The 21,415-nt window shown below is 65.1% G+C and carries 24 protein-coding genes; 14 read left to right on the top strand and 10 right to left on the bottom strand.

The features are described 5' to 3' along the window. The first annotated feature begins 3 nt into the window (after nucleotides 1–3). Nucleotides 4–765, top strand: a complete 762-nt coding sequence (locus tag CK221_RS03985) for an ABC transporter permease (protein ID WP_067003307.1) — start codon at nucleotides 4–6, stop codon at nucleotides 763–765. A 102-nt stretch (nucleotides 766–867) separates the two neighbouring features. Here the strand turns inward: CK221_RS03985 and CK221_RS03980 are convergent, their stop codons facing one another. Beyond that, nucleotides 868–1,905 carry a phosphatidylglycerol lysyltransferase domain-containing protein gene (locus tag CK221_RS03980; protein WP_095776798.1) on the bottom strand — a complete coding sequence of 346 codons (1,038 nt, stop codon included), beginning with the start codon at nucleotides 1,903–1,905 and terminating at the stop codon, nucleotides 868–870. A 234-nt stretch (nucleotides 1,906–2,139) separates the two neighbouring features. Between CK221_RS03980 and CK221_RS03975 the strand changes: the two genes are divergently transcribed. Continuing rightward, nucleotides 2,140–2,646, top strand: a complete 507-nt coding sequence (locus CK221_RS03975; RefSeq protein WP_067003136.1) for a MarR family transcriptional regulator — start codon at nucleotides 2,140–2,142, stop codon at nucleotides 2,644–2,646. After that, the gene (locus CK221_RS03970; protein WP_067323405.1) at nucleotides 2,643–3,323 is read left to right on the top strand and encodes a GNAT family N-acetyltransferase; all 681 of its coding nucleotides are present in this window, start codon (nucleotides 2,643–2,645) and stop codon (nucleotides 3,321–3,323) included. Before CK221_RS03975 ends, CK221_RS03970 begins: the two co-directional genes overlap by 4 nt. Before the next feature lie 61 nt (nucleotides 3,324–3,384). On the opposite strand, the gene CK221_RS03965 is transcribed toward CK221_RS03970, so the two are convergent. Continuing rightward, entirely contained in the window at nucleotides 3,385–5,379 is a 1,995-nt protein-coding gene (locus tag CK221_RS03965) for a PhoX family phosphatase (protein ID WP_095776797.1), read from the bottom strand. Nucleotides 5,380–5,728: 349 nt separating this feature from the next. Between CK221_RS03965 and CK221_RS03960 the strand changes: the two genes are divergently transcribed. The 4 genes from CK221_RS03960 (at nucleotide 5,729) to CK221_RS03945 (ending at nucleotide 8,930) form a co-directional block, all read left to right on the top strand. After that, on the top strand, nucleotides 5,729–6,067 hold the full coding sequence (locus CK221_RS03960) for a hypothetical protein (protein ID WP_095777076.1): 339 nt from the start codon (nucleotides 5,729–5,731) through the stop codon (nucleotides 6,065–6,067). Between the two features lie 17 nt (nucleotides 6,068–6,084). Next, complete coding sequence (locus CK221_RS03955) at nucleotides 6,085–6,786, top strand: phosphatase PAP2 family protein (protein ID WP_095776796.1); 702 nt, start codon at nucleotides 6,085–6,087, stop codon at nucleotides 6,784–6,786. A gap of 94 nt (nucleotides 6,787–6,880) precedes the next feature. Continuing rightward, the gene (locus CK221_RS03950) at nucleotides 6,881–7,150 is read left to right on the top strand and encodes a helix-turn-helix transcriptional regulator (protein ID WP_067003144.1); all 270 of its coding nucleotides are present in this window, start codon (nucleotides 6,881–6,883) and stop codon (nucleotides 7,148–7,150) included. 79 nt (nucleotides 7,151–7,229) lie between these two features. Further along, nucleotides 7,230–8,930: a SulP family inorganic anion transporter gene (locus CK221_RS03945; protein WP_095776795.1), complete on the top strand. Its 1,701-nt coding sequence runs from the start codon at nucleotides 7,230–7,232 to the stop codon at nucleotides 8,928–8,930. 23 nt (nucleotides 8,931–8,953) lie between these two features. Here CK221_RS03945 and CK221_RS03940 read toward each other — a convergent pair whose 3' ends face one another. Continuing rightward, nucleotides 8,954–9,883, bottom strand: coding sequence for a DMT family transporter (locus tag CK221_RS03940; RefSeq protein WP_067003148.1), 930 nt, complete (start codon nucleotides 9,881–9,883; stop codon nucleotides 8,954–8,956). 106 nt (nucleotides 9,884–9,989) lie between these two features. Continuing rightward, nucleotides 9,990–10,850: an ATP/GTP-binding protein gene (locus CK221_RS03935; RefSeq protein ID WP_095776794.1), complete on the bottom strand. Its 861-nt coding sequence runs from the start codon at nucleotides 10,848–10,850 to the stop codon at nucleotides 9,990–9,992. 110 nt (nucleotides 10,851–10,960) lie between these two features. On the opposite strand from CK221_RS03935, the gene CK221_RS03930 reads away from it, so the two are divergent. Further along, on the top strand, nucleotides 10,961–11,755 hold the full coding sequence (locus tag CK221_RS03930) for a helix-turn-helix transcriptional regulator (RefSeq protein ID WP_095776793.1): 795 nt from the start codon (nucleotides 10,961–10,963) through the stop codon (nucleotides 11,753–11,755). Nucleotides 11,756–11,758: 3 nt separating this feature from the next. Here CK221_RS03930 and CK221_RS03925 read toward each other — a convergent pair whose 3' ends face one another. Both CK221_RS03925 and CK221_RS03920 read right to left on the bottom strand, forming a co-directional pair. Further along, nucleotides 11,759–12,697 carry a CHAD domain-containing protein gene (locus CK221_RS03925; protein ID WP_067003154.1) on the bottom strand — a complete coding sequence of 313 codons (939 nt, stop codon included), beginning with the start codon at nucleotides 12,695–12,697 and terminating at the stop codon, nucleotides 11,759–11,761. Next, complete coding sequence (locus CK221_RS03920) at nucleotides 12,694–13,167, bottom strand: CYTH domain-containing protein (protein WP_095776792.1); 474 nt, start codon at nucleotides 13,165–13,167, stop codon at nucleotides 12,694–12,696. Before CK221_RS03920 ends, CK221_RS03925 begins: the two co-directional genes overlap by 4 nt. 90 nt (nucleotides 13,168–13,257) lie before the next feature. Here CK221_RS03920 and CK221_RS03915 point away from each other — a divergent pair, with 90 nt between their 5' ends. The 4 genes from CK221_RS03915 to CK221_RS03900 are packed head-to-tail and all read left to right on the top strand — an operon-like array spanning nucleotide 13,258 to nucleotide 16,974. Next, the gene (locus CK221_RS03915) at nucleotides 13,258–13,962 is read left to right on the top strand and encodes a DUF1956 domain-containing protein (RefSeq protein WP_067003157.1); all 705 of its coding nucleotides are present in this window, start codon (nucleotides 13,258–13,260) and stop codon (nucleotides 13,960–13,962) included. After that, on the top strand, nucleotides 13,959–14,912 hold the full coding sequence (locus CK221_RS03910; RefSeq protein ID WP_095776791.1) for an HlyD family efflux transporter periplasmic adaptor subunit: 954 nt from the start codon (nucleotides 13,959–13,961) through the stop codon (nucleotides 14,910–14,912). Before CK221_RS03915 ends, CK221_RS03910 begins: the two co-directional genes overlap by 4 nt. After that, nucleotides 14,909–15,829, top strand: coding sequence for an ABC transporter ATP-binding protein (locus CK221_RS03905; protein ID WP_095776790.1), 921 nt, complete (start codon nucleotides 14,909–14,911; stop codon nucleotides 15,827–15,829). The genes CK221_RS03910 and CK221_RS03905 overlap by 4 nt, the downstream gene beginning before the upstream one ends. An 8-nt stretch (nucleotides 15,830–15,837) precedes the next feature. Further along, on the top strand, nucleotides 15,838–16,974 hold the full coding sequence (locus CK221_RS03900) for an ABC transporter permease (protein WP_095777075.1): 1,137 nt from the start codon (nucleotides 15,838–15,840) through the stop codon (nucleotides 16,972–16,974). Nucleotides 16,975–16,989: 15 nt separating this feature from the next. Here CK221_RS03900 and CK221_RS03895 read toward each other — a convergent pair whose 3' ends face one another. Continuing rightward, the gene (locus CK221_RS03895; RefSeq protein ID WP_095777074.1) at nucleotides 16,990–17,967 is read right to left on the bottom strand and encodes a threonine/serine dehydratase; all 978 of its coding nucleotides are present in this window, start codon (nucleotides 17,965–17,967) and stop codon (nucleotides 16,990–16,992) included. Nucleotides 17,968–18,280: 313 nt separating this feature from the next. Beyond that, nucleotides 18,281–18,604, bottom strand: a complete 324-nt coding sequence (locus CK221_RS03890) for a hypothetical protein (RefSeq protein ID WP_067003166.1) — start codon at nucleotides 18,602–18,604, stop codon at nucleotides 18,281–18,283. A 176-nt stretch (nucleotides 18,605–18,780) separates the two neighbouring features. Here CK221_RS03890 and mbfA point away from each other — a divergent pair, with 176 nt between their 5' ends. Further along, nucleotides 18,781–19,764, top strand: coding sequence for an iron exporter MbfA (mbfA, locus tag CK221_RS03885; RefSeq protein ID WP_095776789.1), 984 nt, complete (start codon nucleotides 18,781–18,783; stop codon nucleotides 19,762–19,764). A 70-nt stretch (nucleotides 19,765–19,834) separates the two neighbouring features. Here mbfA and CK221_RS03880 read toward each other — a convergent pair whose 3' ends face one another. Together CK221_RS03880 and CK221_RS03875 are read right to left on the bottom strand one after the other, a co-directional pair. Next, nucleotides 19,835–20,179, bottom strand: a complete 345-nt coding sequence (locus CK221_RS03880) for an antibiotic biosynthesis monooxygenase (RefSeq protein WP_067003170.1) — start codon at nucleotides 20,177–20,179, stop codon at nucleotides 19,835–19,837. Further along, a complete protein-coding gene (locus CK221_RS03875; protein ID WP_067003171.1) occupies nucleotides 20,176–20,544 on the bottom strand; it encodes an NIPSNAP family protein in 369 nt (122 codons plus the stop codon). The genes CK221_RS03880 and CK221_RS03875 overlap by 4 nt, the downstream gene beginning before the upstream one ends. Nucleotides 20,545–20,730: 186 nt before the next feature. Here CK221_RS03875 and CK221_RS03870 point away from each other — a divergent pair, with 186 nt between their 5' ends. Beyond that, complete coding sequence (locus CK221_RS03870; protein WP_067323441.1) at nucleotides 20,731–21,405, top strand: winged helix-turn-helix domain-containing protein; 675 nt, start codon at nucleotides 20,731–20,733, stop codon at nucleotides 21,403–21,405. The last annotated feature ends 10 nt before the right edge of the window (nucleotides 21,406–21,415 follow it).

The following is a 21,415-nucleotide window of genomic DNA, read 5'->3' as shown; positions in this document are numbered from 1 at the left end:
GCCATGAACCTTCGTGCAGTGTGGGCGATCTACCGGATGGAGATGGCGCGTGCGTTCCGCACGGTGCTGCAGAGCATCGTCTCGCCGGTGATCTCCACCTCGCTCTATTTCGTCGTCTTCGGCTCGGCGATCGGCTCGCGCATCACCGAGATCGACGGCATCAGCTACGGCGCTTTCATCGTGCCGGGGCTGATGATGCTTTCGCTTTTGACGCAGTCGATCTCGAACGCGTCGTTCGCGATCTATTTCCCGAAATTCGTCGGCTCGATCTACGAGCTCTTGTCGGCGCCGGTCTCCTATCTCGAGATCATCATCGCCTATGTCGGGGGCGCGGCAACCAAATCGATCATGCTCGGGCTGATCATCTTGGCGACCGCGGCGCTGTTCGTGCCGCTCAGGATCGAGCACCCGTTCTGGATGATCGCCTTCCTGGTGTTGACGGCGGTGACCTTCAGCCTGTTCGGCTTCATCATCGGCATCTGGGCCAAGACCTTCGAGCAGCTGCAGCTGGTGCCTCTGCTGATCGTCACGCCGCTCACCTTCCTTGGCGGCAGCTTCTATTCGATCCATATGCTGCCCGGCATCTGGAAGACGATCACGCTGTTCAACCCGGTCGTCTACCTGATCAGCGGGTTCCGCTGGAGTTTCTACGGCAAAGCGGACGTCTCGGTCGGCGTCAGCCTCGGCATGACGCTGGTGTTTTTGGCCGCCTGCATCGCGATCGTGGCGTGGATTTTCCGCACGGGGTACAGGCTGAGGAATTGAAGGGACGTCGTGTTGGTGCTGGAGTGATTGCAAGCCTGCATGATTGGTCGAAACGCCTGCCGCCTGCAACGCTGCGGCCGATCGCGGACGTTCGCGGTTCCGCTAAATCGCCTTGATCAGCCGCAGCAGTCCAAGCATCTCCATCAGCGTACCCTTGCGGAAGGCGATGTAGGTCGGCTCCTCCAGCCCGTGGAAGCGGCGCTTGAAGGCGGCCTGGCCCTGCAGGTTGAAGCGCGAGCGGTTGACCCAGGGCGACTCGTAGGCGCGCCGGAAGGTGCTGCGCCAGAAGCTCGATTCGGCAAAGCCGCTCGGTTCGACGTCGAGCAGCGGCGACAGGCCAAGCGTGACCACCGAAACGCCCTCCTCGCGAAAGCGATCGACGGCGAATTTGGTCAGGCCGATCTCGGCATGCGGCGTGGCGTCGACCTGCTTGCGCTTGAAGGCGGTGGTATAGCCGATGACCTCGCCATTGCTGAACAGCGGGTCGAAATCGAGAATGGCGACGAGTTCGCCCTGCGGGCCGTGGAGGACGAAGCGGCGCATGTCGGCGCCGAGATGGTCGGCGAAAGGGCGGTTCAGGAAGCCCATCTCCCAGCGTTTGACGATGCGCTCGCCGCGCCAATTCTCGGACAGCCGGGAAACCTCGTCGAGCAGCATGTTGGCCCTGTCCTCGGCGAAGGTGAAGCCCTTCTTCGCCAGCCAGCGCTCCGAATAGCGCACGGTCTCGTTGCGCTTGCCGGAGAAATCATGCGCCGGCAGCTGCAGCCTTGTGTCGACGCCCAGCCGATTGATCTGATAGCCGAGCCCGGCCAGCACCTTTGCCGTGGCGGCGCTTATCTGAACGAACCAGGGGCCGCCGGCGGCCTCGACGAAGCGCTTGATGTAGCCCGGCCGGTCCGGCGGATCGACGACCGGATCGCCCAGCGCGAAATGGTGCTTCATCTTGGTGCCGAATGCGATGTAGCCATCGCCTTCGCTGAAGTAGGACAGCTTCTGCTGCACGGCGGTGGAATAGGCGAGCGAGAAGTCGCCATGGCGCCGCACCAGCTCCAGGCGCTCGAGATGCGTCAGCTCGCGCCGCGGCACCTTGGGCGCCGCGCCGTCAAGAAACCTGTCGATATGGATGCGCAGGGATGGCATCAAGCGTCCGCATGCCGATGAAGAAAGACCCGAAGCCCACGGGCCTCGAATCAGTCGCCTTGGCGCGACGGATCGGTCATGTCGCGCCAGCGCCATATAGGATGCTATCGGCGGCGAATGAAGAGGGAATGTCTACCGGCCAAAGCCGGCGCTCCGGCTGCATCGTGAAACCATATTGCCAATTTCCATGCAATGTTATATATCATGTTATCTTTTTGTTCCGGCAGTTCGACGATGGAAGATGTTCTGAGGTCCCTCGGCTTTCTCTGCCTCGGCAGCAGGCTGAAGCGCATTGGCGAGCAGTTGCAGGCCGACACGCAGCGCGTGCTCGATCGCCTGGATGTGCGGATCCAGTCGAGTCAGTATCCGCTGCTCGCCGCGCTCGACAGGCTGGGGCCGCTGCCGGTCGGCGAACTGGCGCAGTCGCTCGGCATCGCGCAGCCAGGCGTGACGCGGGCCGTGTCGCTGCTCACCGAGCTCGGCCTGGTCGAAGTCACACCATCGGATGACGACCAGCGGCGCCGGATCGTTTCCCTCTCAGCGGACGGCCAGCGGCTGGTCGACGCCGCGAAGCACGACGTCTGGCCGCGCATCGAGGGCGCGGTCGCGGAATTGTGCGCGGACCTCTCCGGGCCGCTGCTTGGCCAGCTCGCCGCCATCGAGGATCGACTGGCGGCGACCCCGCTCGACCGCCGGGCGGACAAGGCCAAGACAGTCGCACCCAAGGCCGTCGCACAATGAAACATGTTCTCGACCGTCCGATCTGGAGCGCATTGGCGACGCGCCATCAGGCCTTTGCGGAAGGCGATACCCTTGCCAGGCGGTACCGGCCTTCGATCGTTCCCTTCGCCGCCACCGTTGCGGACGATGCGGAAAGCCTACAAGCCCTGGGCAAGCTGCTCCCGCCGCTTGAAAGCGCCATCCTGGTTCAGACGGACCCGATCGCCCTGCCTTCGGAACTTGCCGCGGTTTCGACCGCGTCCTTGGTGCAGATGGTTGCCGAGCAGCCGGTTGAAGCCGCCTCCGACGAGCGCGTGCAGCGACTGACGCCGGACGATGCGGCCGAGATGCTCGCTCTGGCATCGCTCACCAAGCCCGGCCCGTTCACGCTCGAGGCCTTGAGCCTCGGCGAGTTCTGGGGCGTGAAGATCGACGGCAGGCTCGCGGCGATGGCCGGCGAGCGCATGAAGCAGCCCGGCTACTCCGAGCTCAGCGGCGTGTGCACGCATCCGGATTTCCGCGGCGGCGGCCTTGCCAAGCTGCTGTCGCTGTTCGTGGCGAACCGGATCATGGCGCGGGGCGAGGTTCCATACCTGCACGCCTACGCCAGCAATGCTCCGGCCGTCGGCCTTTACGAGGCCATCGGCTTCCGGTTGAGAACCACCCTGAACATGGCCGTGGTCCGAGGCGTGGAGTAATCGCAAGGTGAGGAGGGTCGCGGATCATCGCAACCCTCCCCCTGCTTAAGCGAGTCGCCAATCAGACCGCGATCTTGCCGCCGCCCTGCTTGGTGATGGCAACGACCGCCGGACGCACCGGCATGTCCGGCTTGAAGTCCGGCCACCGGGTCGATGGATCCTCGTAATAGGAGGGGCGGCCGAAAGCTTCCCAGTCCTCGCCGCCGTCGCCCGGATGCTGGACGGCGACGAAGGCGGTCTGGTCGTCCGGCGCGAATAGCGGGCCGCACATCTCGGCGCCGATCGGCACGCGGAAGAACAGCTTTGAAGTCGCCCGCGCCGTGCCCTCGGTGTCGACCGCCCACAGGCCGTCGGTACGGCCGGTGGCCTTCGGGCCCTGGCCGTCGGTCGCGACCCAGAGGCGGCCGGCCGAGTCGACGGCACAGTTGTCCGGCATGCCGAACCAGCCATTGGCGGTGGTGGCGGTCGAGAAGGTGGCGCCGACGTCGGCCACCGAGGGATCGCCGCATTTCAGGAGCACTTCCCACTTGCCCTTCATGGCGGCGAAGTCGCCGCCATCCTCGACGATCTCGATGATGTGGCCGAAGGCGTTCGCCGCGCGCGGATTGGCGGCGTCGACCTGGTCGGCCTTGCGCTTCGAATTGTTGGTCAGCATGACATAGACCTTGCCGTTGCCGGCATTGGGCTGAATGTCTTCCGGCCGGTCCATCTTGGTGGCGCCGAGCAGGTCGGCGGCGCGACGCGTCTCGATCAGAACGTCGGCCTGGCTGGCGAAACCGTTTTCCGCCGTCAGCGGACCTTCGCCGAACACGATCGGCATCCATTCGACCGAGCCGTCCTCGGCGAATTTGGCGACATGCAGCGTGCCCTCGTCGAGCAGGTTCATGTTGGCGGCGCGGTCGTTCGGATTGAACGTGCCTTTGGTGACGAATTTGTAGACATAGTCGAAGCGCTCGTCGTCGCCGAGATAGAAGACGACGCGGCCATCCTTGGTGACGATCGATTCGGCGCCTTCATGCTTGAAGCGACCCATGGCGGTTCGCTTCCTCGGCACCGAATTCGGGTCGTTGACGTCGACCTCGACGACCCAGCCGAAGCGGTTGGGCTCGTTCGGTTCCTTGGCGAGGTTGAAGCGATCGTAATGCGCGCCCCATTCATAGGCGCCCTCCGGAATGCCGAGACGCTTGTAGTTGGCGGCCTCCTTGTGGCCTTCCGGCAGCTCGCCCGAGAAATAGCCGTGGATGTTCTCCTCGGCCATCACATAGGTGCCCCAAGGCGTGACGCCGCCGGCGCAGTTGTTGAGGGTGCCGAAGACTTTGGTGCCGGACGGGTCGGCATTGGTCTTGACGCGATCATGGCCGGCTACCGGACCGGACAGCGCCATTTCGGTGGTGGACATGATGCGGCGGTTGAGCTTGCCGTCACGCACCGCCTGCCATTTGCCGCCCTCCTTGCGGATCTCGACGATGCTGCCGCCGTGCGCCGCCATTTCGACATCGACCTGCTCCTTGCTGAGCGGCGCCACCTCGGCGGCCTTCTTGCCGTCCTTGTCGACGATCTTGACGATGCCGGGGAACATCAGATGCGGGTTGGTGTATTCGTGGTTGACGACCAGCAGGCCATGCTCGGCCGAGCCTTCGATCGGGATATAACCGATATAGTCGTTGTTGTAGCCGAACTGTCTTGCCTGGGCTTCGGCCGATTGTTTTGCCGGGTCGAATTCCGGCGAATCGGTAAAGAGCGGGTCGCCCCAGCGCAAGAGCACGTCGGCATCGTAGCCGGGCGCGACGTGGTGCTTGTCGTCGATGCCGGCCTCGAGTTCGTCGAATTTGAAGGCCGAGGCCTCGGCGGCGCGCGCCTCGTCTGCCGCGACGAGCGCCAGCGGGCTCACGGTAGCGGCGATGGCCGAGACAGCCAGCGAGCCCTTGAGGAAGTCGCGGCGCGAGAAACGCGCGGCGATGATCTCGCCCAGCGTGCGGTTGTCGGTAGGATTGACGGGCGGGCCGTCATTCTCCTCGAGCTGGCTGGTACGGAAGCGGATCTCAGGTTGGGTCATGGGCTGTCCTCTGGCTCTTGAGGTGGCTGGAACGTGTAACCGGTCGATCCCTATAGGCGGCCGATCACATTTTCGTGACATCAGCCCCATTAAGCAACGCCAATTTGCCGGCTGATGACTGTTCGCCCACGCATTGGCCCCACACGAGGCCCACAACACACGGCGGGCAGACTCCCGAGCGCGCTCGGCGCAAGGACGCCAACCATGGCTGCGGGGCTTGCCTTGCGAGATTCCGCCTTCGATCCCGTCGCAGCGTAGCTTGCCCGACTCCATCAGCTTGACGGCTTCGCGCGCTTCGGAAACAAAAGCGGCGAGCGGCGCGGCGAAGGCCGCTTCGGGAGGGATGAAGGTGAGTCTCTGGGGACTGGCGCAGCTTGGCGTTTCGACTGTGATTTTCCTGCTGGCCGCGATGGCGGCCAAACAATGGGGATTGGCGCCGAGTCTCGGCAAGATCGTGCTGACGCTGGTGCTCTATTCCGCCGGCAATCTGATCATGCTCAGGCTGATCCGCGAATTCGGCATGTCGGTGTCGTTCAGCCTGTCGGCAGTGATCCAGCTGGTCTCAGTCAATGTCGTGGCGCTGGTCTTCTTTGGAGAGCGCCTCAACACTTTCCAAGCGACAGGCGTCGTGCTGGCGATCGCCGCCGTCGCGCTGATCACGCTCGGACCCTATATGCAGCGGCTGTAGTTGGACAAGGCCCCCGCATGAAATCGACCGCCAAGGCGCTGCTCAACAGAATAGAGTTCCCGGTGCTTGCGGCCGGGCTGGCCATCGCCTGCGGGCTATGGGGCCTGGTGGAACTCATGGGCGTGGCGCGCGCCACGACTCCGCATGCGTTGGACACGGAAATCCTGCTCGCCTTCCGCCATGCCGGGCAGCCGGACAGCCCGATCGGTCCGCTTTGGCTGCAAGGCGCGGTGCGCGATATCACCGCGCTCGGCAGCACCAGCGTGCTGGTGCTGATCACGACTGCGGTGATCGTCTATTTTCTGCTGATGCATCGACCGGCGACCGCACTGTTCGTGTTCGTTTCGGTGGCGGGCGGCCAGGCAGCGTCCAGCCTGCTCAAGTTCGAGGTCGACCGGCCCCGCCCCGATCTCGTCTCGCACCTCGTCAACGAGACCTCGCTCTCCTTTCCGAGCGGCCATGCGATGCTGTCGGCGGTGACCTATCTCACGCTGGGCTCGCTCGCCGCGCGCTTCCTACCGAACCGCAGGACGAAGATCTTCGTGCTCGGCCTCGCCGTGCTCACCACGGTGCTGGTCGGAACCAGCCGCGTCTATCTCGGCGTGCATTGGCCGTCCGACGTGCTTGCCGGCTGGTGCGCCGGCTTTGCCTGGGCCATGTTGTGCTGGCTTGCAGCGCGCCTGCTGCAGCGGCGCAAAGTGGTGGCGGACAGCGAATGAGTGCTCATGTTCAAACTGTTTGTTATGATGCTTGAAACATCATGATATTTGGATTATCCATTGATACTGCAGGCTCAGACAGGGGTTCTGGCCGATGATCACTGCCGCGCAGATGCGCGCCGCGAGGGCGTTGGCCGGTATCGACCAGAAAACGCTCGCCGAGCGCGCCGGGGTTTCGCTTCCGACCATCCAACGCATGGAAGCGAGTGAAGGTGTCGTCAGAGGCGTGGTCGATACGCTGATGAAGGTCATCCAGGCACTCGACGAGGCCGGGGTGGAGCTGATCGGCGAGAACCAGGCCAGCGAGCGCGGCGGTAGGGGCGTGCGTCTCAAGCCTGCCACGCCGCAGAACTCCCAAGGCTGAGCCGCACAAGAAGTCGCGACGGCGACCGCCGACAGCCCTGCCGACGATCCCGCCGCCCTTACGGAGCGGAAGGCAGTCCATGGATCAGGTCCGGCGGTCAATCCACCCCCAGGCGCGGCCGGCCTTTGCCGAGCTGTTCACGCCCAAGCTGGTCACGGTGCTGCGCGAAGGCTACACGCTGGCGCATTTCAGGGCTGACGCCGTCGCGGGGTTGACGGTGGCCATCGTCGCGCTGCCGTTGTCCATGGCGATCGCCATCGCGTCCGGCGTGACGCCGGAGCGAGGCCTATACACCTCGATCGTTGGCGGCTTCATCATCTCGGCGCTTGGCGGCAGCCGCTTCCAGGTCGGCGGTCCTGCCGGCGCCTTCATCGTGCTGGTAGCGGCGACGGTGGCGCGCGTCGGCGTCGACGGGCTGCTGCTCGCAACGATGATGGCCGGCGTCTTCCTGCTCGCCATCGGCTATCTCAGGCTTGGCACCTACATCAAGTTCATTCCCTATCCGGTGACCGTCGGCTTCACCGCCGGGATCGCTGTCATCATCTTCTCCGGGCAGATCGTCGAGTTGCTCGGGCTGAAACTCGCCGGCAGGGAGCCCGGGCCGCTGGTGCCGAAGCTGACCGCGATCGGCGAGGCGATCGGCACGATCAGTCCGGCCGCGACCTTCGTGGCGATGCTGACGGTCCTCACCATTGTCTTTCTGCGGCGCTGGCGGCCGAGATGGCCAGCGATGCTGATCGCCATCGGCATCGCCTCGCTGGTCGTGGCGCTGTTCGCCCTGCCTGCGGAAACGATCGGCACGAGGTATGGCGGCATCCCGCGGAGCCTGCAATGGCCAGCCCTGCCGCCGGTCAGCCTTGAGAGGATGATCGACGTGCTGCCCGACGCGATCGCCTTCGCGCTGCTCGGAGCGATCGAGTCGCTGCTCTCGGCCGTGGTCGCCGACGGCATGAGCGGAAGGCGGCACCGCTCCAATTGCGAACTGGTGGCGCAAGGCTTCGCCAACATCGCGTCAGCCTTGTTCGGCGGCATATGTGCCACCGGCACGATCGCTCGCACGGCCACCAACGTGAGGGCCGGCGCGCATGGCCCCGTCTCCGGCATGCTGCATTCGGCGATCCTGCTTGTCCTGATGCTGGCGGCGGCGCCCCTGGCCAGCTACATCCCGCTCGCCGCATTGGCCGGCGTACTCGCCGTCGTGTGCTGGAACATGTTCGAGAAGCAGGCTTTCGTCACGCTCCTCAGAGCCTCGCGTGGCGACGCGCTGGTGCTGATGGCGACGTTCCTGATCGTCATCTTCCGCGATCTCACGGAAGGCATCGTCGTCGGCTTCGCGCTCGGGTCGATCCTGTTCATCGATCGCATGGCCATGTCCATCGCCGTCGAGGCCGATCTGCCGCTGGTGCCGGAGGACGTCGCCGATCGCGCCGCCACTTATGATTCAAGCCAGGCGGCCGACGCCGATACCGTCATCTATCGAATCTCCGGGGCATTCTTCTTCGGTGCCGCCTCGACCGTCGGCGCCGTGCTCGACCGCATCGCAGACCAGCGCAAGAATTTCATCCTCGATTGCTCGGCGGTGCCGTTCCTCGACTCGACGGCGGCAAACGTCCTCGAGGGCGCCGCGCACAAGGCCGGAAGCGCCGGCGTGCGCTTCATCATCGCGGGTGCCGCGCCGCAGACAAGGCGCATGCTGATCAACCACGGCCTCAAGCGGCCGCTGGTCACCTATGCCGCCTCGATTCGCGACGCGCGGGCGCAGCTGAAAGGACAATCGTAGTCCGCGTAGAGCGACATGTTCTCTCAAACTGCCGCTTCGATCGGCTCGGCGAGTTTCGGGTTGGCGCGCGCCGCGATCAGGCAGCCGGCGACGATCAGGCAAGCCCCGGTCAGCGTGGTCCAGGCCACCTCCTCGCCGAAGAAGAACCAGCCGAGCGCGATCGCCCAGATGAAGGCCGAGTATTCCGTCGGGATGAGATATTGCGCTTCGGCGCGGGCGTAGGCCCAACTCATCAGGAATTGCCCGGCAAGCGACAGCATAGCCACCCCGACGAGGTGAAGCCACAGGTCACTCGGCAGCGCGACGGCGAGCCACGGCGCGGCGAGACCAAGGATGACAGCGATGCAGAGGTTCTGGAACAGCATGATCTCGACCGGCTTGGCCAACAGCGCTTGCCGCCGCGCGAGGATCAGATTGTAGCCGTAGAACACCGTCGATACGAGCACCGCGGCCGTGCCCAGGAGCGCATCCTGCGAGTGGCCGGCCTGCCCGAACTGGCCGGCCAGAATGATCGCGACGCCGGCGATGCCGGCCAGCGACGCCCACACCGCCTGGCGCCGGATTCTCTCGCCCAGCAACAAGGCTGCGAGAAAAAGCGCAAACAGGGGCGCGACAAAGCTGAGCCCGATCGCCTCGGCGAGCGGCAATCTGGCGAGACCCCAAAAGAACGAAACCAGGACGATGCCGACGACCACGGCGCGCAGCGCATGCAGCCCCAGCACCGGAAGAGCGGGCTTCGAGCGCGGCCCCGCCGACCAGGCCGCGCCCGCGATCAAGGTCGAGACCAGGCTGCGCCACAGCACCGTGTTGTACACACCGACCGCGATGACCAGGGACTTCATTGCCGCGTCCATCCCGGACAAAAGGAAGATCGCCAGTGCGCATACGAGCACTGGGATCATTGGTGAAACGGCGGCGCCGGTCAGGCTGGATGTCTTCACGGCTTGGCCCATGTGACGGTTGCTGCCGGATATCCCGGAGCGAGCGGCTGAACCAGATGGCAGCCCCGTCGATATGGCGGTCCAGCCCCGATCGACCTCGTTCCCGCCGCAATCGTCCTCAGTCGAGCTTCAGCGCCGCGACCGCGCCTTCGTTCATCAGCGGAACATAGATGGTCGAGTTGCCGTCGGTGCCGATATCGGCGCTGCCCGGCTTGAAAGCGGCGATCGCTTCCGGCGCGGCGCCGCCCTTGTAGCGATAGAGCGTGCCGGTCATGTAGGCGGTGGCATAGATCGTGTCGCCGATGGCGACGACGCCGTCGAGGTCGGCAAAGTTTTGCGCGCCCGGCAGCGGCGTCACCTTCTTGCTGGCGAGGTCGACGGCCAGCAAGCCGCCCGGCGCCGCCGTGCTGAAATCGGGCTTGATGCCCTTGCCCCAGGACGCGACGATCAGCCGGTCGCCGTCGGCGAAGACGCCATTGGGCGAGGCGAGCAGCGCATCCTTGATGAACAGCTCCGGTTTGTCGCCGTCGATACGATAGATCGCGTCGGCGAGCATATCCGTGAAATAGACCTTGCCCGAAGCATCGGCGGTCATATCGTTGAGGAACACGGCGCCCGGCACATCGATGGTAGAGACCAGCTTGCCGCTGGCGAGGTCGACGACGCGCACCTTGGTGATGTCGGCGGCGTAGAGCTTGCCGCCGGCGATCGCCATGCCCTTGGGCGCGTCCATGCCGTCCACCCAATGGCGGCTGATGACCTTGCCGTCCAGCGACAGCAGCGACAAATAGCCGTTGCCGTCAGCTTCGCCCGGATTGCCGACGATGTTGGAGACGACGATGCGCTTGTTGGCGGCATCGACCAGCGCCGATTCCGCCTGCTCGAAGCCGCCGGCGCGCCAGATCTCGCCGGCCTCGGCGGTGGCAGCCGTTGCGATGCCGGCGATGGCGAGAAAGGTCGAAGCGATGAGGTTTTTCATAATGCTCTCCTGTGTACGGCCAAGAGCTAGGTTTTTCGATACTTTTCCGGAAGGCGGTTCGAGCGTAGTATCGAGGAGGGATACGAATTCGCGTAAATGAGGTGCATTTCATGAACGGGCCGATCTTCGAGGCGCTGAAACGGACATTGAAGGCCAAGGGCCTGACCTACCGGGCGCTAGCCGAGCGCATGGGCGTTTCCGAGCCGACAGTGAAGCGCATCTTCCATGAGCGCAACTGCAAGCTCGATCGGCTGATGCAAATCTGCGCCGCTGCGGACGTGGAACTGGAGAATGTGCTGGGCTCGATGAACCGGGGACCGGGACCGGCCAACCACGTCGCGCCGGAGATCGAGCGCAAGCTCGCCGCGCGGCCGGCGCTGCTCTTCGTCTTCATCATGCTGTCCGAAAAATTCACGCCCGAAGGCATCATGCGCTCACAGGGTCTCAGCGAAGCTTCGATGTTTCTTTATCTGCGCGACCTGGAAGAGCTTGGGCTGGTGGCGCTCGGGCGCGGCCTGTCGGCAAGATTGCTGGTCGAGACACCGATCCAGTGGGATTTCGAGGGGCCGCTGCGGCCGCATTTCGAGACCACCAACAAGAATTTTGTCGGCTGGGCGATAACCCATCTGGAACGGGAAGCGACCTTCGTCAGCTTCTCGCGGCGCATGCGGCCGGAAACGGCGGAGATGGTGCGGCGCGAGGCGGAGGAGCTGGCGGAGCGCGCCAGGCTGCTTGCCCATCACGACCAGCACACCACGCCGGAAGAGCAGCTCATCGGCTACAAATGGACCTTCGCCTTCGGCGCGACGCCGTTTCCGGCGATCATGCCGATCGGGCCGCATCCGCGCGATGCCGGCGCGCGGACGGATGCCGGGGCGGAAGCAAGGCGGCCGCTGCCGGCGTAGGCGTCAGGCCGCGGCCGAGCCGGCTTCCCCATGCGGCGGCGCGAGGTCGTCGCGCACCTTGCGCGCGAGCTTTCTGGCCGAGCGCTTGGGGCTGTCGCCGAACAATTCGGCGGCATCGGCAAGACAGGTCTTGCTGAGGCTTTTTTCCGCACGCTTCAAGAGCTTGCGCAGAAGCTTGGTGTCTTCGGGCGGACCGAGCGGCTCGCCAGCGGCGGCGAGCAGCGCGCGCATGACGAAGACGTCATGCAGCTCGCCCAGCCGTTCGCCAAGCTTGTCAACCGCTTTGCGGCGCGCCTTGATCGGCGCCGGCCACAGGCGGCCGAGCAGCGACAGATGCATCGAATGCGTCTTGCACGCCTTGCGCAGGTCGTGAAAGTCATCGGCCTCGCCGCGCGAGCTCGCCTTATCCAGCGCCTTTTTCGCCCGCCGCAAGGCGGCGCGGGCGCCTTCGGCCAGTATGTCGGCCGCCTGCTCGGGCTGATCGGGGAGCGACAGCCGGTCGACACGCTCCAGCCCTTCCCGGCAGGCAGCGACCGCGGCGTTTATGGCAGCGTCGAGACCGGGGCCGGCATGGAGCTCATGCTGGCGCAGCACCAGCCGCTCGCGGACGGGATCGAGCCCGCCGGCCGCGGTCTCATCCGGAAAAGCAGAGGCCAGACGGTCTATGGTCTCGATGAGAGCGGTCGCCTCGCGCGGGCCGGCAAGCAGCGCCGACACTTGTTTGTAGCATTCGTTCTCGGTCTGGCAGAACGGTTCGTCTCCGGAACGAACCAGGCGCAGCAAGGCACGCACGCACTTAAGCCGCTTACGGCACTTGTGCAGTCCCTGCTCCGGCTTGTCGCGCGCCGTCTCGAGTTGGCCAAGCGCCTTGCCGATCTCGTCAGCCAATATGCGCCTGACCTCGCCGGTCAGCGGCAAGCGCGGATCGATGCGAAAGCTCATGCGGCTATCTCCGGAATCCCGCCGAGGGCCAGCGACGCGTTGTAAAACCTCGACTCACCGGTGACCTCACGGCCGAGCCAGTCGGGCAGCATTTCGTCAGATACGTCCTCCGGCGTCTCCAGTTCCGCGACCACCAGCCCCGAGAGCACTCCGCCGAACACATCGACTTCATAGAGATAGCCGCGGTGCCTAACATGGTGACGTGTCTTCTCGATGACACGCCCGATCGCGAAGGCCATCAATTCCTCGGCCTCGGCGAGCGGGATCGGATATTCGAATTCGTCGCGCTCGCGCGCCTTGTTGCCGAACTTCAGCGTCAGCGCGGCGGAGCCTCCGTCGCTGATGCGTACGCGAACCGTGCGTCCGGGCTGCGCGGCGACGTAGAACTGGCGAATGCGGATATGCGCCTCGACCAGGCTGCGCCAGGCGGGATCAGCGACCAGGAACTTGCGCTCGACTTCCTTGCCCATGGCCGCGCACTAAAGCCCGCCCGCAGGAAGATGGCAAGCTGCGATGGAATTCAATTTGACTTTAATCAATCGATTGATTAAATGAATGGAATGAGCAAACAAACGAACGCCAAGACGCGGCAACGCGAAGCCTCTCCCGCCGATCAAACGCGCGCGGCGCTGGTGCAGGCCGCGCTGAAGCTGTTCGGCCGGCAGGGCTTCGACGGCACCTCGACGCGCGAGATCGCGGCCGAGGCCAAGGCCAATATCGGCTCGATCGCCTATCATTTCGGCGGCAAGGAGGGGCTGCGCGCCGCCGCCGCCGACTTCATCGTCGAGACCATCCAGGGGATCGCCGGCCAGGCGCTCGGCGCACCCCAGCCGGCGGCCCCTTCGAGCGCGGAAGCCGCCCGGGCGCAGCTCTTTGCCGCGCTGGCGCGGATGGTCGGCTTTGTCGTGGCAAGCCCCCAGGCCGGCGAGATCGTACAATTCGTACTGCGCGAGCTCTCGCACCCGACGGCGGCGCTCGACCGCATTTATGCCGGCGTGTTCGAACCGACGCATCGCCGGCTGTGCCAGATCTGGGAGCAGGCGACCGGCGAACCGGCCGAGAGCGAGGCCACCAGGCTCACCGTGTTCACCATCATCGGGCAGGTCATCTATTTCCGCATCGGGCGCGAGGCGGTGATGCGCAGGATGGGCTGGCGCGAGATCGGCGACCAGGAGGCCGCCAAGGTCGTGGCGGTCGCGACCGACAACCTCAGGGCAATGCTGGCGGCGCGCGACGCAGCCGCCGGCAGGAAGGTCAAATCATGAGCTTACTCTGTTCGCTGCCGCTCGCGGCCCAGCTGTTCGGCGCCTGCGCGCCGGCCGCCCCGCTTGCCGTCGGCTATGTCGAAGGCGAATATGTGCTGCTGGCGCCGATCGAAGTCGCGCAGGTCGAGACCGTGACGGTCAAGCGCGGCGACCGTGTCGAGCCGGGCGCGCCGGTGGTGACGCTGGAAAGCGCCGATGCCAAGATCGCCGTGGCGCAAGCCCAGGCCGCGCTCGCCCAAGCGCAGGCGCAGCTTGCCGACCTCAAGGTGGGCAAGCGGCCGGAAGAGATCGCCGTGCTCAAGGCGCAGGTGGACATGGCGAAGGCGCAGGCTGCCGACGCCAAACGCAAATATGACCGCGCCAGCGATCTCTACAAGCGCGGCACCGGCACCCAGGCCGATTACGACACGGCCTCGGCTTCGCTGGAGACCGCCAACGCGCAGGTCGGCCAGGCGGAGGCGAACCTTGCCGTCGGCGGCCTGCCGGCGCGGGCCGAAACGATCAGAGCTGCCGAGAACCAGGTCAAGCAGGCGCAATCGGAATTGGGGCAAGCCGAGTGGCGCCTGTCCAAGCGCGTGCTGGCGGCGCCTTCGCCCGGCCGCATCGACGACGTGATCCGCAATCCGGGCGATACGGCCGGACCGACCGCACCGGTGATCTCGATGCTGCCCGACGGCGCGGTAAAACTCAGCGTCTATGTGCCGGAGACGGCCTTCTCCTCGGTCAAGGTCGGCACGCTGCTCAGCGTCCGTTGCGACGGTTGCGGGCCGGATTTGAAGGCACGCGTCAGCTATGTGTCGCCCGATCCCGAGTTCACCCCGCCGGTGATCTATTCGCTCGAGAACCGGCAGAAGCTGGTCTATCTCGTCGAGGCGCGGCCGGAGGGCGATGCTCATCCCTTGCAGCCCGGCCAGATCGTCGATGTCGACCTGGCGGATATAGGCAGATGAACGTCATCGACGTCCGCGGGCTGGTCAAGCGCTTCGGCGACAAGACCGTCGTCGACCATGTCACGATGACGGTCGCCGAGGGCGAGATCGTCGGTTTCCTCGGGCCGAACGGCTCGGGCAAGACGACGACCATCCGCATCATGTGCGGGCTTTTGACGCCGGATGCGGGCGAAGGCACGGTGCTCGGCTTCGACATCCTTACCGACGCGCTCAAGATCAAGCGCGAAGTCGGCTACATGACGCAGAAATTCTCGTTCTACGAGGATCTGACGATCGGCGAGAATCTCGAATTCGTGGCGCGGCTCTACCAGCTGAAGCCGGTCGAGGAGTATGTCTCGCACACCCTGCAGGAACTCGGCCTGACGACGCGCCGCAACCAGCTCGCCGGCACGCTTTCCGGCGGCTGGAAGCAGCGGCTGGCACTCGCTGCCTGCATCATGCACAAGCCGAAGCTGCTGCTGCTCGACGAGCCGACGGCTGGCGTCGACCCGAAGGCGCGGCGCGAGTTCTGGGACGAGATCCACCGCCTGGCCAGCGGCGGGCTCACCGTGCTGGTCTCCACCCATTACATGGACGAGGCCGAGCGCTGCCACCGCATCAGCTACATCTCCTACGGCAAGATGCTGGCCACCGGCACAGTGGACGAGGTGGTGAGGAATGCCGGCCTGACCACCTTCGTGCTGCAGGGACCGCGCCTCGACCGCGTGGCCGAGGCGCTGCAGGGGCGTCCGGGCGTCGACCAGGTGGCGCCGTTCGGCGCCACCCTGCATGTCGTCGGCTCCGACAAGGCAGCCCTCGAAAAGGCGCTCGCCGATGTCGAGAAGAAGCACAAGGGCGTGACGGTGGCGCCGGGCGAGACCAGCCTGGAAGATGTCTTCATCCAGTTCATGTCCGGCTCGAAGGACAACATGGCATGAGAGATGGCGTGAGAGCGATCTTTTCATTCGCGAGACTCGGCGCGCTGCTGATCAAGGAATTCATCCAGATGCGGCGCGACCGCATCACCTTCGCCATGATGCTGGGCGTGCCGCTGATACAGCTGGTGCTGTTCGGCTATGCCATCAACAACGACCCGAAGAGCCTGCCGGCAGCACTCGTCGCGACCAGCAGCGATCCCTACACGCGGGCGATGGTCTCGGCGCTGCAGACCACCGGCTACTATCGCTTCGACCATGTGGCGCAAAGTGCGTCGCAAGCCGAGTTCCTGATGTCGCGCGGCGACGTCGCCTTTGTCGTCACCATCCCGGCCGATTTCGCGCGGCGGGTGGAGCGCGGCGACAATCCGCAGATCCTGATCGAGGCCGACGCCACCGATCCGGCGGTGGCGAGCGGTGCCATCTCGACGCTGAGCACCGTCGCCGGCCAGGCGCTGCTGAGAGCGCAAGGCATGCAGGAAGCGGCGAAGGAGGCGGCGCGCGGCCAGCTCGATGTCGTCGTGCACCGGCGCTACAATCCGGAAGGCATCTCGCAATACAACATCGTTCCCGGCCTGCTCGGCGTCATCCTGCAGATGACCATGGTGATGATGACCTCGATCGCGCTGACGCGCGAGACCGAGCGCGGCACGATGGAAAACCTTTTGGCCATGCCGTCCAGCCCGCTCGAGATCATGCTGGGCAAGGTGCTGCCTTACCTGGTGGTCGGCGCGGTGCAGGTGGTGGTGGTGCTGGCAGCGGCGAAGCTCCTGTTTTCCATTCCCTTCATGGGATCGCTGTCGCTCCTGCTCTCGGCGGTGCTGGTTTTCGTGCTGGCGCTGGTGCTGCTTGGCTACACGATTTCGACGATCGCGCGCACGCAGATGCAGGCGCTGCAGCTCACCTTCTTCTTCTTCCTGCCCTCGATCATGCTGTCGGGCTTCATGTTCCCCTATCGCGGCATGCCGGGCTGGGCCCAGATCCTTGGCGAGATCTTTCCGCTGACGCATTTTTTGCGCATCACCCGCGCCGTCATGCTGAAGAGCGCGGAACTGCCGGCTGTGGCGACCGAGATCGGCTGGCTGGTGGTGTTCGTGGCGTTGTTCGCCGGCGTTGCGCTGGTGCGGTTCCGGCGGACGCTGGATTGAGCGGCGACTGGTCGATCAGGCCGCCGCCATGATCTCCGCGTAGGTGCCGAAATCGACATTGCCGCCGGAAAGCACCACCGCCACGCATTTGCCGGCGAGATCGATCTCGCCGGACGCGAGCGCCGCGAGCGCGACGCAGCCGCCGGGCTCGACCACCAGCTTCAAGCACGCCATGGCGTCGCGCATGGCTTGCGCCGTGGCCTTGTCCGAGACGGCGATGGCGCCGGCGAGGTTTTTGCGGTTGATCTCGAAGGTGATGGCACCGGGCTCGGCGGTCAGGATCGCATCGCAAATAGAGGCGTGGCCGGGTCGATTCGAGACCCGCTCACCCTTGGCGAGCGAGCGGCGCGTGTCGTCGAAATGCTCCGGCTCGACCGCCCAGATTTGCGTCTGTGCCGAGGCGTCCTTCACAGCGACGGAAATGCCGCTCGACAGACCCCCGCCGCCGCAGGGCACGACAACTGCGTCGAGGCTGACGCCCAGCGCCTTCACCTGGCGCACCAGCTCCAGCCCGATCGTGCCCTGGCCGGCAATGATGGCTGGATCGTCGAAGGGCGGCACCAGCGCCATGCCGTTCTCGATATAGGGGCGAACGATCGTCATGCGGTCGTCCTTGAAGCGGTCGAACGGCACCACCTCGGCGCCCATCTTGCGCACATTGCCGACCTTGAGCGCCGGCGCGTCCGCGGGCATGGCAATGACCGCCCTGACGCCGAACATGGCGGCCGAAGCGGCGACACCCTGCGCGTGATTGCCGGACGAAAAGGCGACGACGCCGCGGCTGCGCTCTTCTTCGCTTAAGCACGACAATTTGTTGTAGGCGCCGCGGATCTTGAAGGAACCGGTGCGCTGCAGCGTCTCCGGCTTGAACAGGATGCGACCGCCATAGCGCTTGTTGAGCTCCGGCGATTCGATCAGCGGCGTTTCGACGATCAGCCCGGAAAGCCTGGCGGCAGCGGCGTGGATGTCGGAGATGCCGGGGTGGGCGGTCATGGTGGGCCTCGTGAGAATGATGCACATATGCTGCACGGAAAACGCCGCGGCGCGCCAACGAAAAAATGTGATGGAGACAATATTGGCGATGATAGCGTCGACGGCCGTCACCTTCGTCAGTCTCAGGCGGAGCAAGGAGCGAAGCGACGCGGGAATCCATGTCGGCACCTTCGCGATGCGGGCAGCCGAAGCAGAACGGACACTCTTCGCAGGGTCTTCCAGAGCGCGCTCTCGCTTCTGCATTCCGTGATAGGGCTCGCGGCATGATCCTCGGGTCAAGCCCGAGGATGACGAAGCGAAGGGCGGCTGCTGCTCACCCCAGCAGCGCGCGCGTCCGCTTCTTGCCGCCGAGCTTGCGCCAGCTGTTGAAACGATGCGTGGCGGCAGCAAAAGAGATCTTCATCTGCTGGGCGACCGTGTAGCGCGACTTGCCGTCGTCGAACATGCGGTAGCAGCATTCGACGCCTTCCTCGGTCAGCTTGCCGTCCAGCGTCTTGTTGTGCGGATTGGCGGGGTCGAATTTTTCGGCCTGCTGCTCGACCAGGCCTTTGAGCCGCTGCAGGTCGGCCTCGATGCTGGCGATGAGATCGAGAACCGGCTTTGGATCGAATGCGTGCGGGGGCTTCTTGTCCGTCATCCCGTGTTTCCTTCGTTTTTGGCTAATGCGTTCCATATAGGTGAACATTCGGCAATAATGAAGGGTGCGAGCGGAAAGCTGGATCGACGAATTCTGCCTGTCCCGCGGCGTTCGCGATTGACCATCGGCGCACGATTCCCTAGTTTAGAATTGTTCTAAACTAGGGTGATTTTCTCATGCTTTCCCGTGTTTTCGGCTTTGGCCGCCGCTCCTTCGATTCGCTGTCGGAGCAGGAAATCCTGGCGCTGGCGATTTCGTCGGAGGAGGACGACGGACGCATCTACCGGGCCTATGCCGACGGGCTGGCACAAGAGTTTAAACAATCGGCCAAGGTGTTCGAGGCCATGGCGGAGGAGGAAGACGGCCACCGCGATTCCCTCATCGAGCTTCATCGCAAGCGCTTCGGCGAGCGCATCCCGCTGATCCGGCGCGAGCATGTGCGAGGCTACTACGAACGCAAGCCCGACTGGCTGGTGCGGCCGCTCGGCATCGAGCATGTGCGCCGTCAGGCCGAGGACATGGAGCGGCAGGCTTATCGCTTCTATGTCGAGGCGGCCAAGCGCACCACCGATGCGTCGACCCGGAAGCTGCTCGACGAGCTGGCGGCGGCGGAACTCGGCCACGAGAACTCCGCGCATGAGCTCGAACAGGAGCACGTCCCGGGCGAGGTGAAGGAGGAGGAAGCGACAACCGAGCAGCGCCAGTTCATCCTCACCTATGTGCAGCCGGGGCTGGCCGGGCTGATGGACGGGTCGGTGTCGACCCTGGCGCCGATCTTCGCCGCCGCCTTCGCCACCCATGCAACCTTCCAGACCTTCCTCGTCGGCCTCGCCGCCTCGATCGGCGCCGGCATCTCGATGGGCTTCACCGAGGTGGCTTCCGACGACGGCAAACTTTCGGGGCGCGGCTCGCCGGTGAAGCGGGGGCTCACCGTCGGCATCATGACGACGCTGGGGGGACTCGGCCACGCGCTGCCCTATCTCATTCCCTATTTCTGGACGGCAACGATCGTTGCCGCGATCGTCGTGTTCTTCGAACTGTGGGCGATCGCCTTCATCCAGAACCGCTATATGCAGACGCCGTTCTGGCGCGCCGCCTTCCAGGTGGTGCTGGGCGGCGCGCTGGTGTTCGGAGCGGGTGTGCTGATCGGCAATGCGTGAGGGCCGACCCTCCTTCTCCCCTTGCGGGCCAATTACGCATCAGGCCCACAGGGGAAGGGAGAGCCTCGTTTCACCCATTCACTATGCGGCTGTCTTCGGGCGCTTCAGCCCTTTCATTTAGCCCGTAATCGCGCACCACATGGGCGATGCGCAGACGATAGCCGGCAAAGATGCCGCCACGGCCGGCCTTCTGCGCCTGCCGGTGCTCCTCGGTGTTGCGCCAGGCCTTGACGGCTTCCTCGTCGCGCCAGAAGGACAGCGAGAGCACGCGCCTCGGATCGGTCAGGCTCTGGAAGCGCTCGACCGAGATGAAGCCATCGATGCCGTCGAGCAGGGGCTTGAGCTCGGCGGCGATGCCAAGATAGGCGTCACGTTTTCCCTCCGCCGGCTCGACTTCGAAGATGACGGCGATCATGCCTCTATCCCTTCTTTGACCGTTACGTCGGTGCGAAAGACCTGCCTCGGGCCATGCGGTGCCGAGACCAGTTTCAGGAAGATCCGGTCTTCCTTGAGAATGAATTTCTCGCGCCGCGCGAACTCATAGTTTGCCTTGCCGGCCGGGTCGGCGGCAAGCCGCGCGCGATAGGCTTCGTAGGCCGCGAGGTTCTCGATGTTGTAGGCCGCGTAAGCCGTGGTGGCCGAACCCTCATGCGGCGCGAAATAGCCGATCAGCTCGGCGCCGCAGCGCGGAATGGCCTGACCCCAGGCGCGCGCATATTGCTCGAACGCGGCCTTGCCGAAAGGGTCGATCTCGTAGCGGATGAAGCAGGTGACGGTCATTTCGGTCTCCTCGTCGATTGGCTTACTGGGTCGGTGGGCTTGCTGGCGGCGACGGTTCGACCACGGTCGAAACATCGCTTCACCGGCTGTGCTAGACGTTCTGGTGTCAGCAGCGTTTGCCGCGCTCCTTGAGCTCGCCCGAGAATAGTGCTTCCCTCACGGGGATGCTTCGATGAGGATCGAACTATGCGTGAAGGACCCGATATCGCCCGCATCGCCAGCCTGGTCGGCGACCCGGCCCGCGCCAACATGCTCAACGCGCTGATGGGCGGCACGGCGCTGACCGCGTCGGAGCTGGCGCTTGAAGCCGGCGTGTCGCTGCCCACCGCGTCCTCGCATCTGTCCAAGCTGATGGACGGCGGGTTGCTGACGCTGGCGAGCCAGGGCCGGCATCGCTACTACGGCCTTGCCGGCCCGCAGGTGGCGGGCATGCTCGAGGCGATCATCGGCGTCGCCGAGGCGGTCGGCCCGAAGCGGGTGCGGCCCGGCCCGCGCGACGCGGCCATGCGCGTGGCGCGGGTGTGCTACGACCATCTTGCCGGCGAGCAGGCGGTGGCGATGCTCGACCGTCTGGTCGACCGGAAGCTGCTGCTGCGCCAGGAGAACGAGATCAGGCTGTCGCCGTCAGCCATTTCGCATTTCGCCGCGCTCGGCATCGAGATCGACAGCAAAGCGAAGCGGCCGATCTGCCGCGCCTGCCTCGACTGGAGCGTGCGGCGCTCGCATCTGGCCGGCGCGCTGGGCGCCGCCATCCTCGACAAGGTCATCGTCGAAAAATGGGCGCGGCGCGACAAGGACAGCCGCGCCGTGGTGTTCTCGCCGAAGGGCAAGCAGGAGTTCGAGAGGGTATTTCTGGCGTGACGGACTGGCC

This window comes from Mesorhizobium sp. WSM3868, assembly GCF_002294785.1.
Classification (GTDB): Bacteria; Pseudomonadota; Alphaproteobacteria; order Rhizobiales; family Rhizobiaceae; genus Mesorhizobium.
The sequence above is the reverse complement of the archived record's forward strand: the minus strand, read 5'-3'. Positions and strand labels throughout refer to the sequence as shown.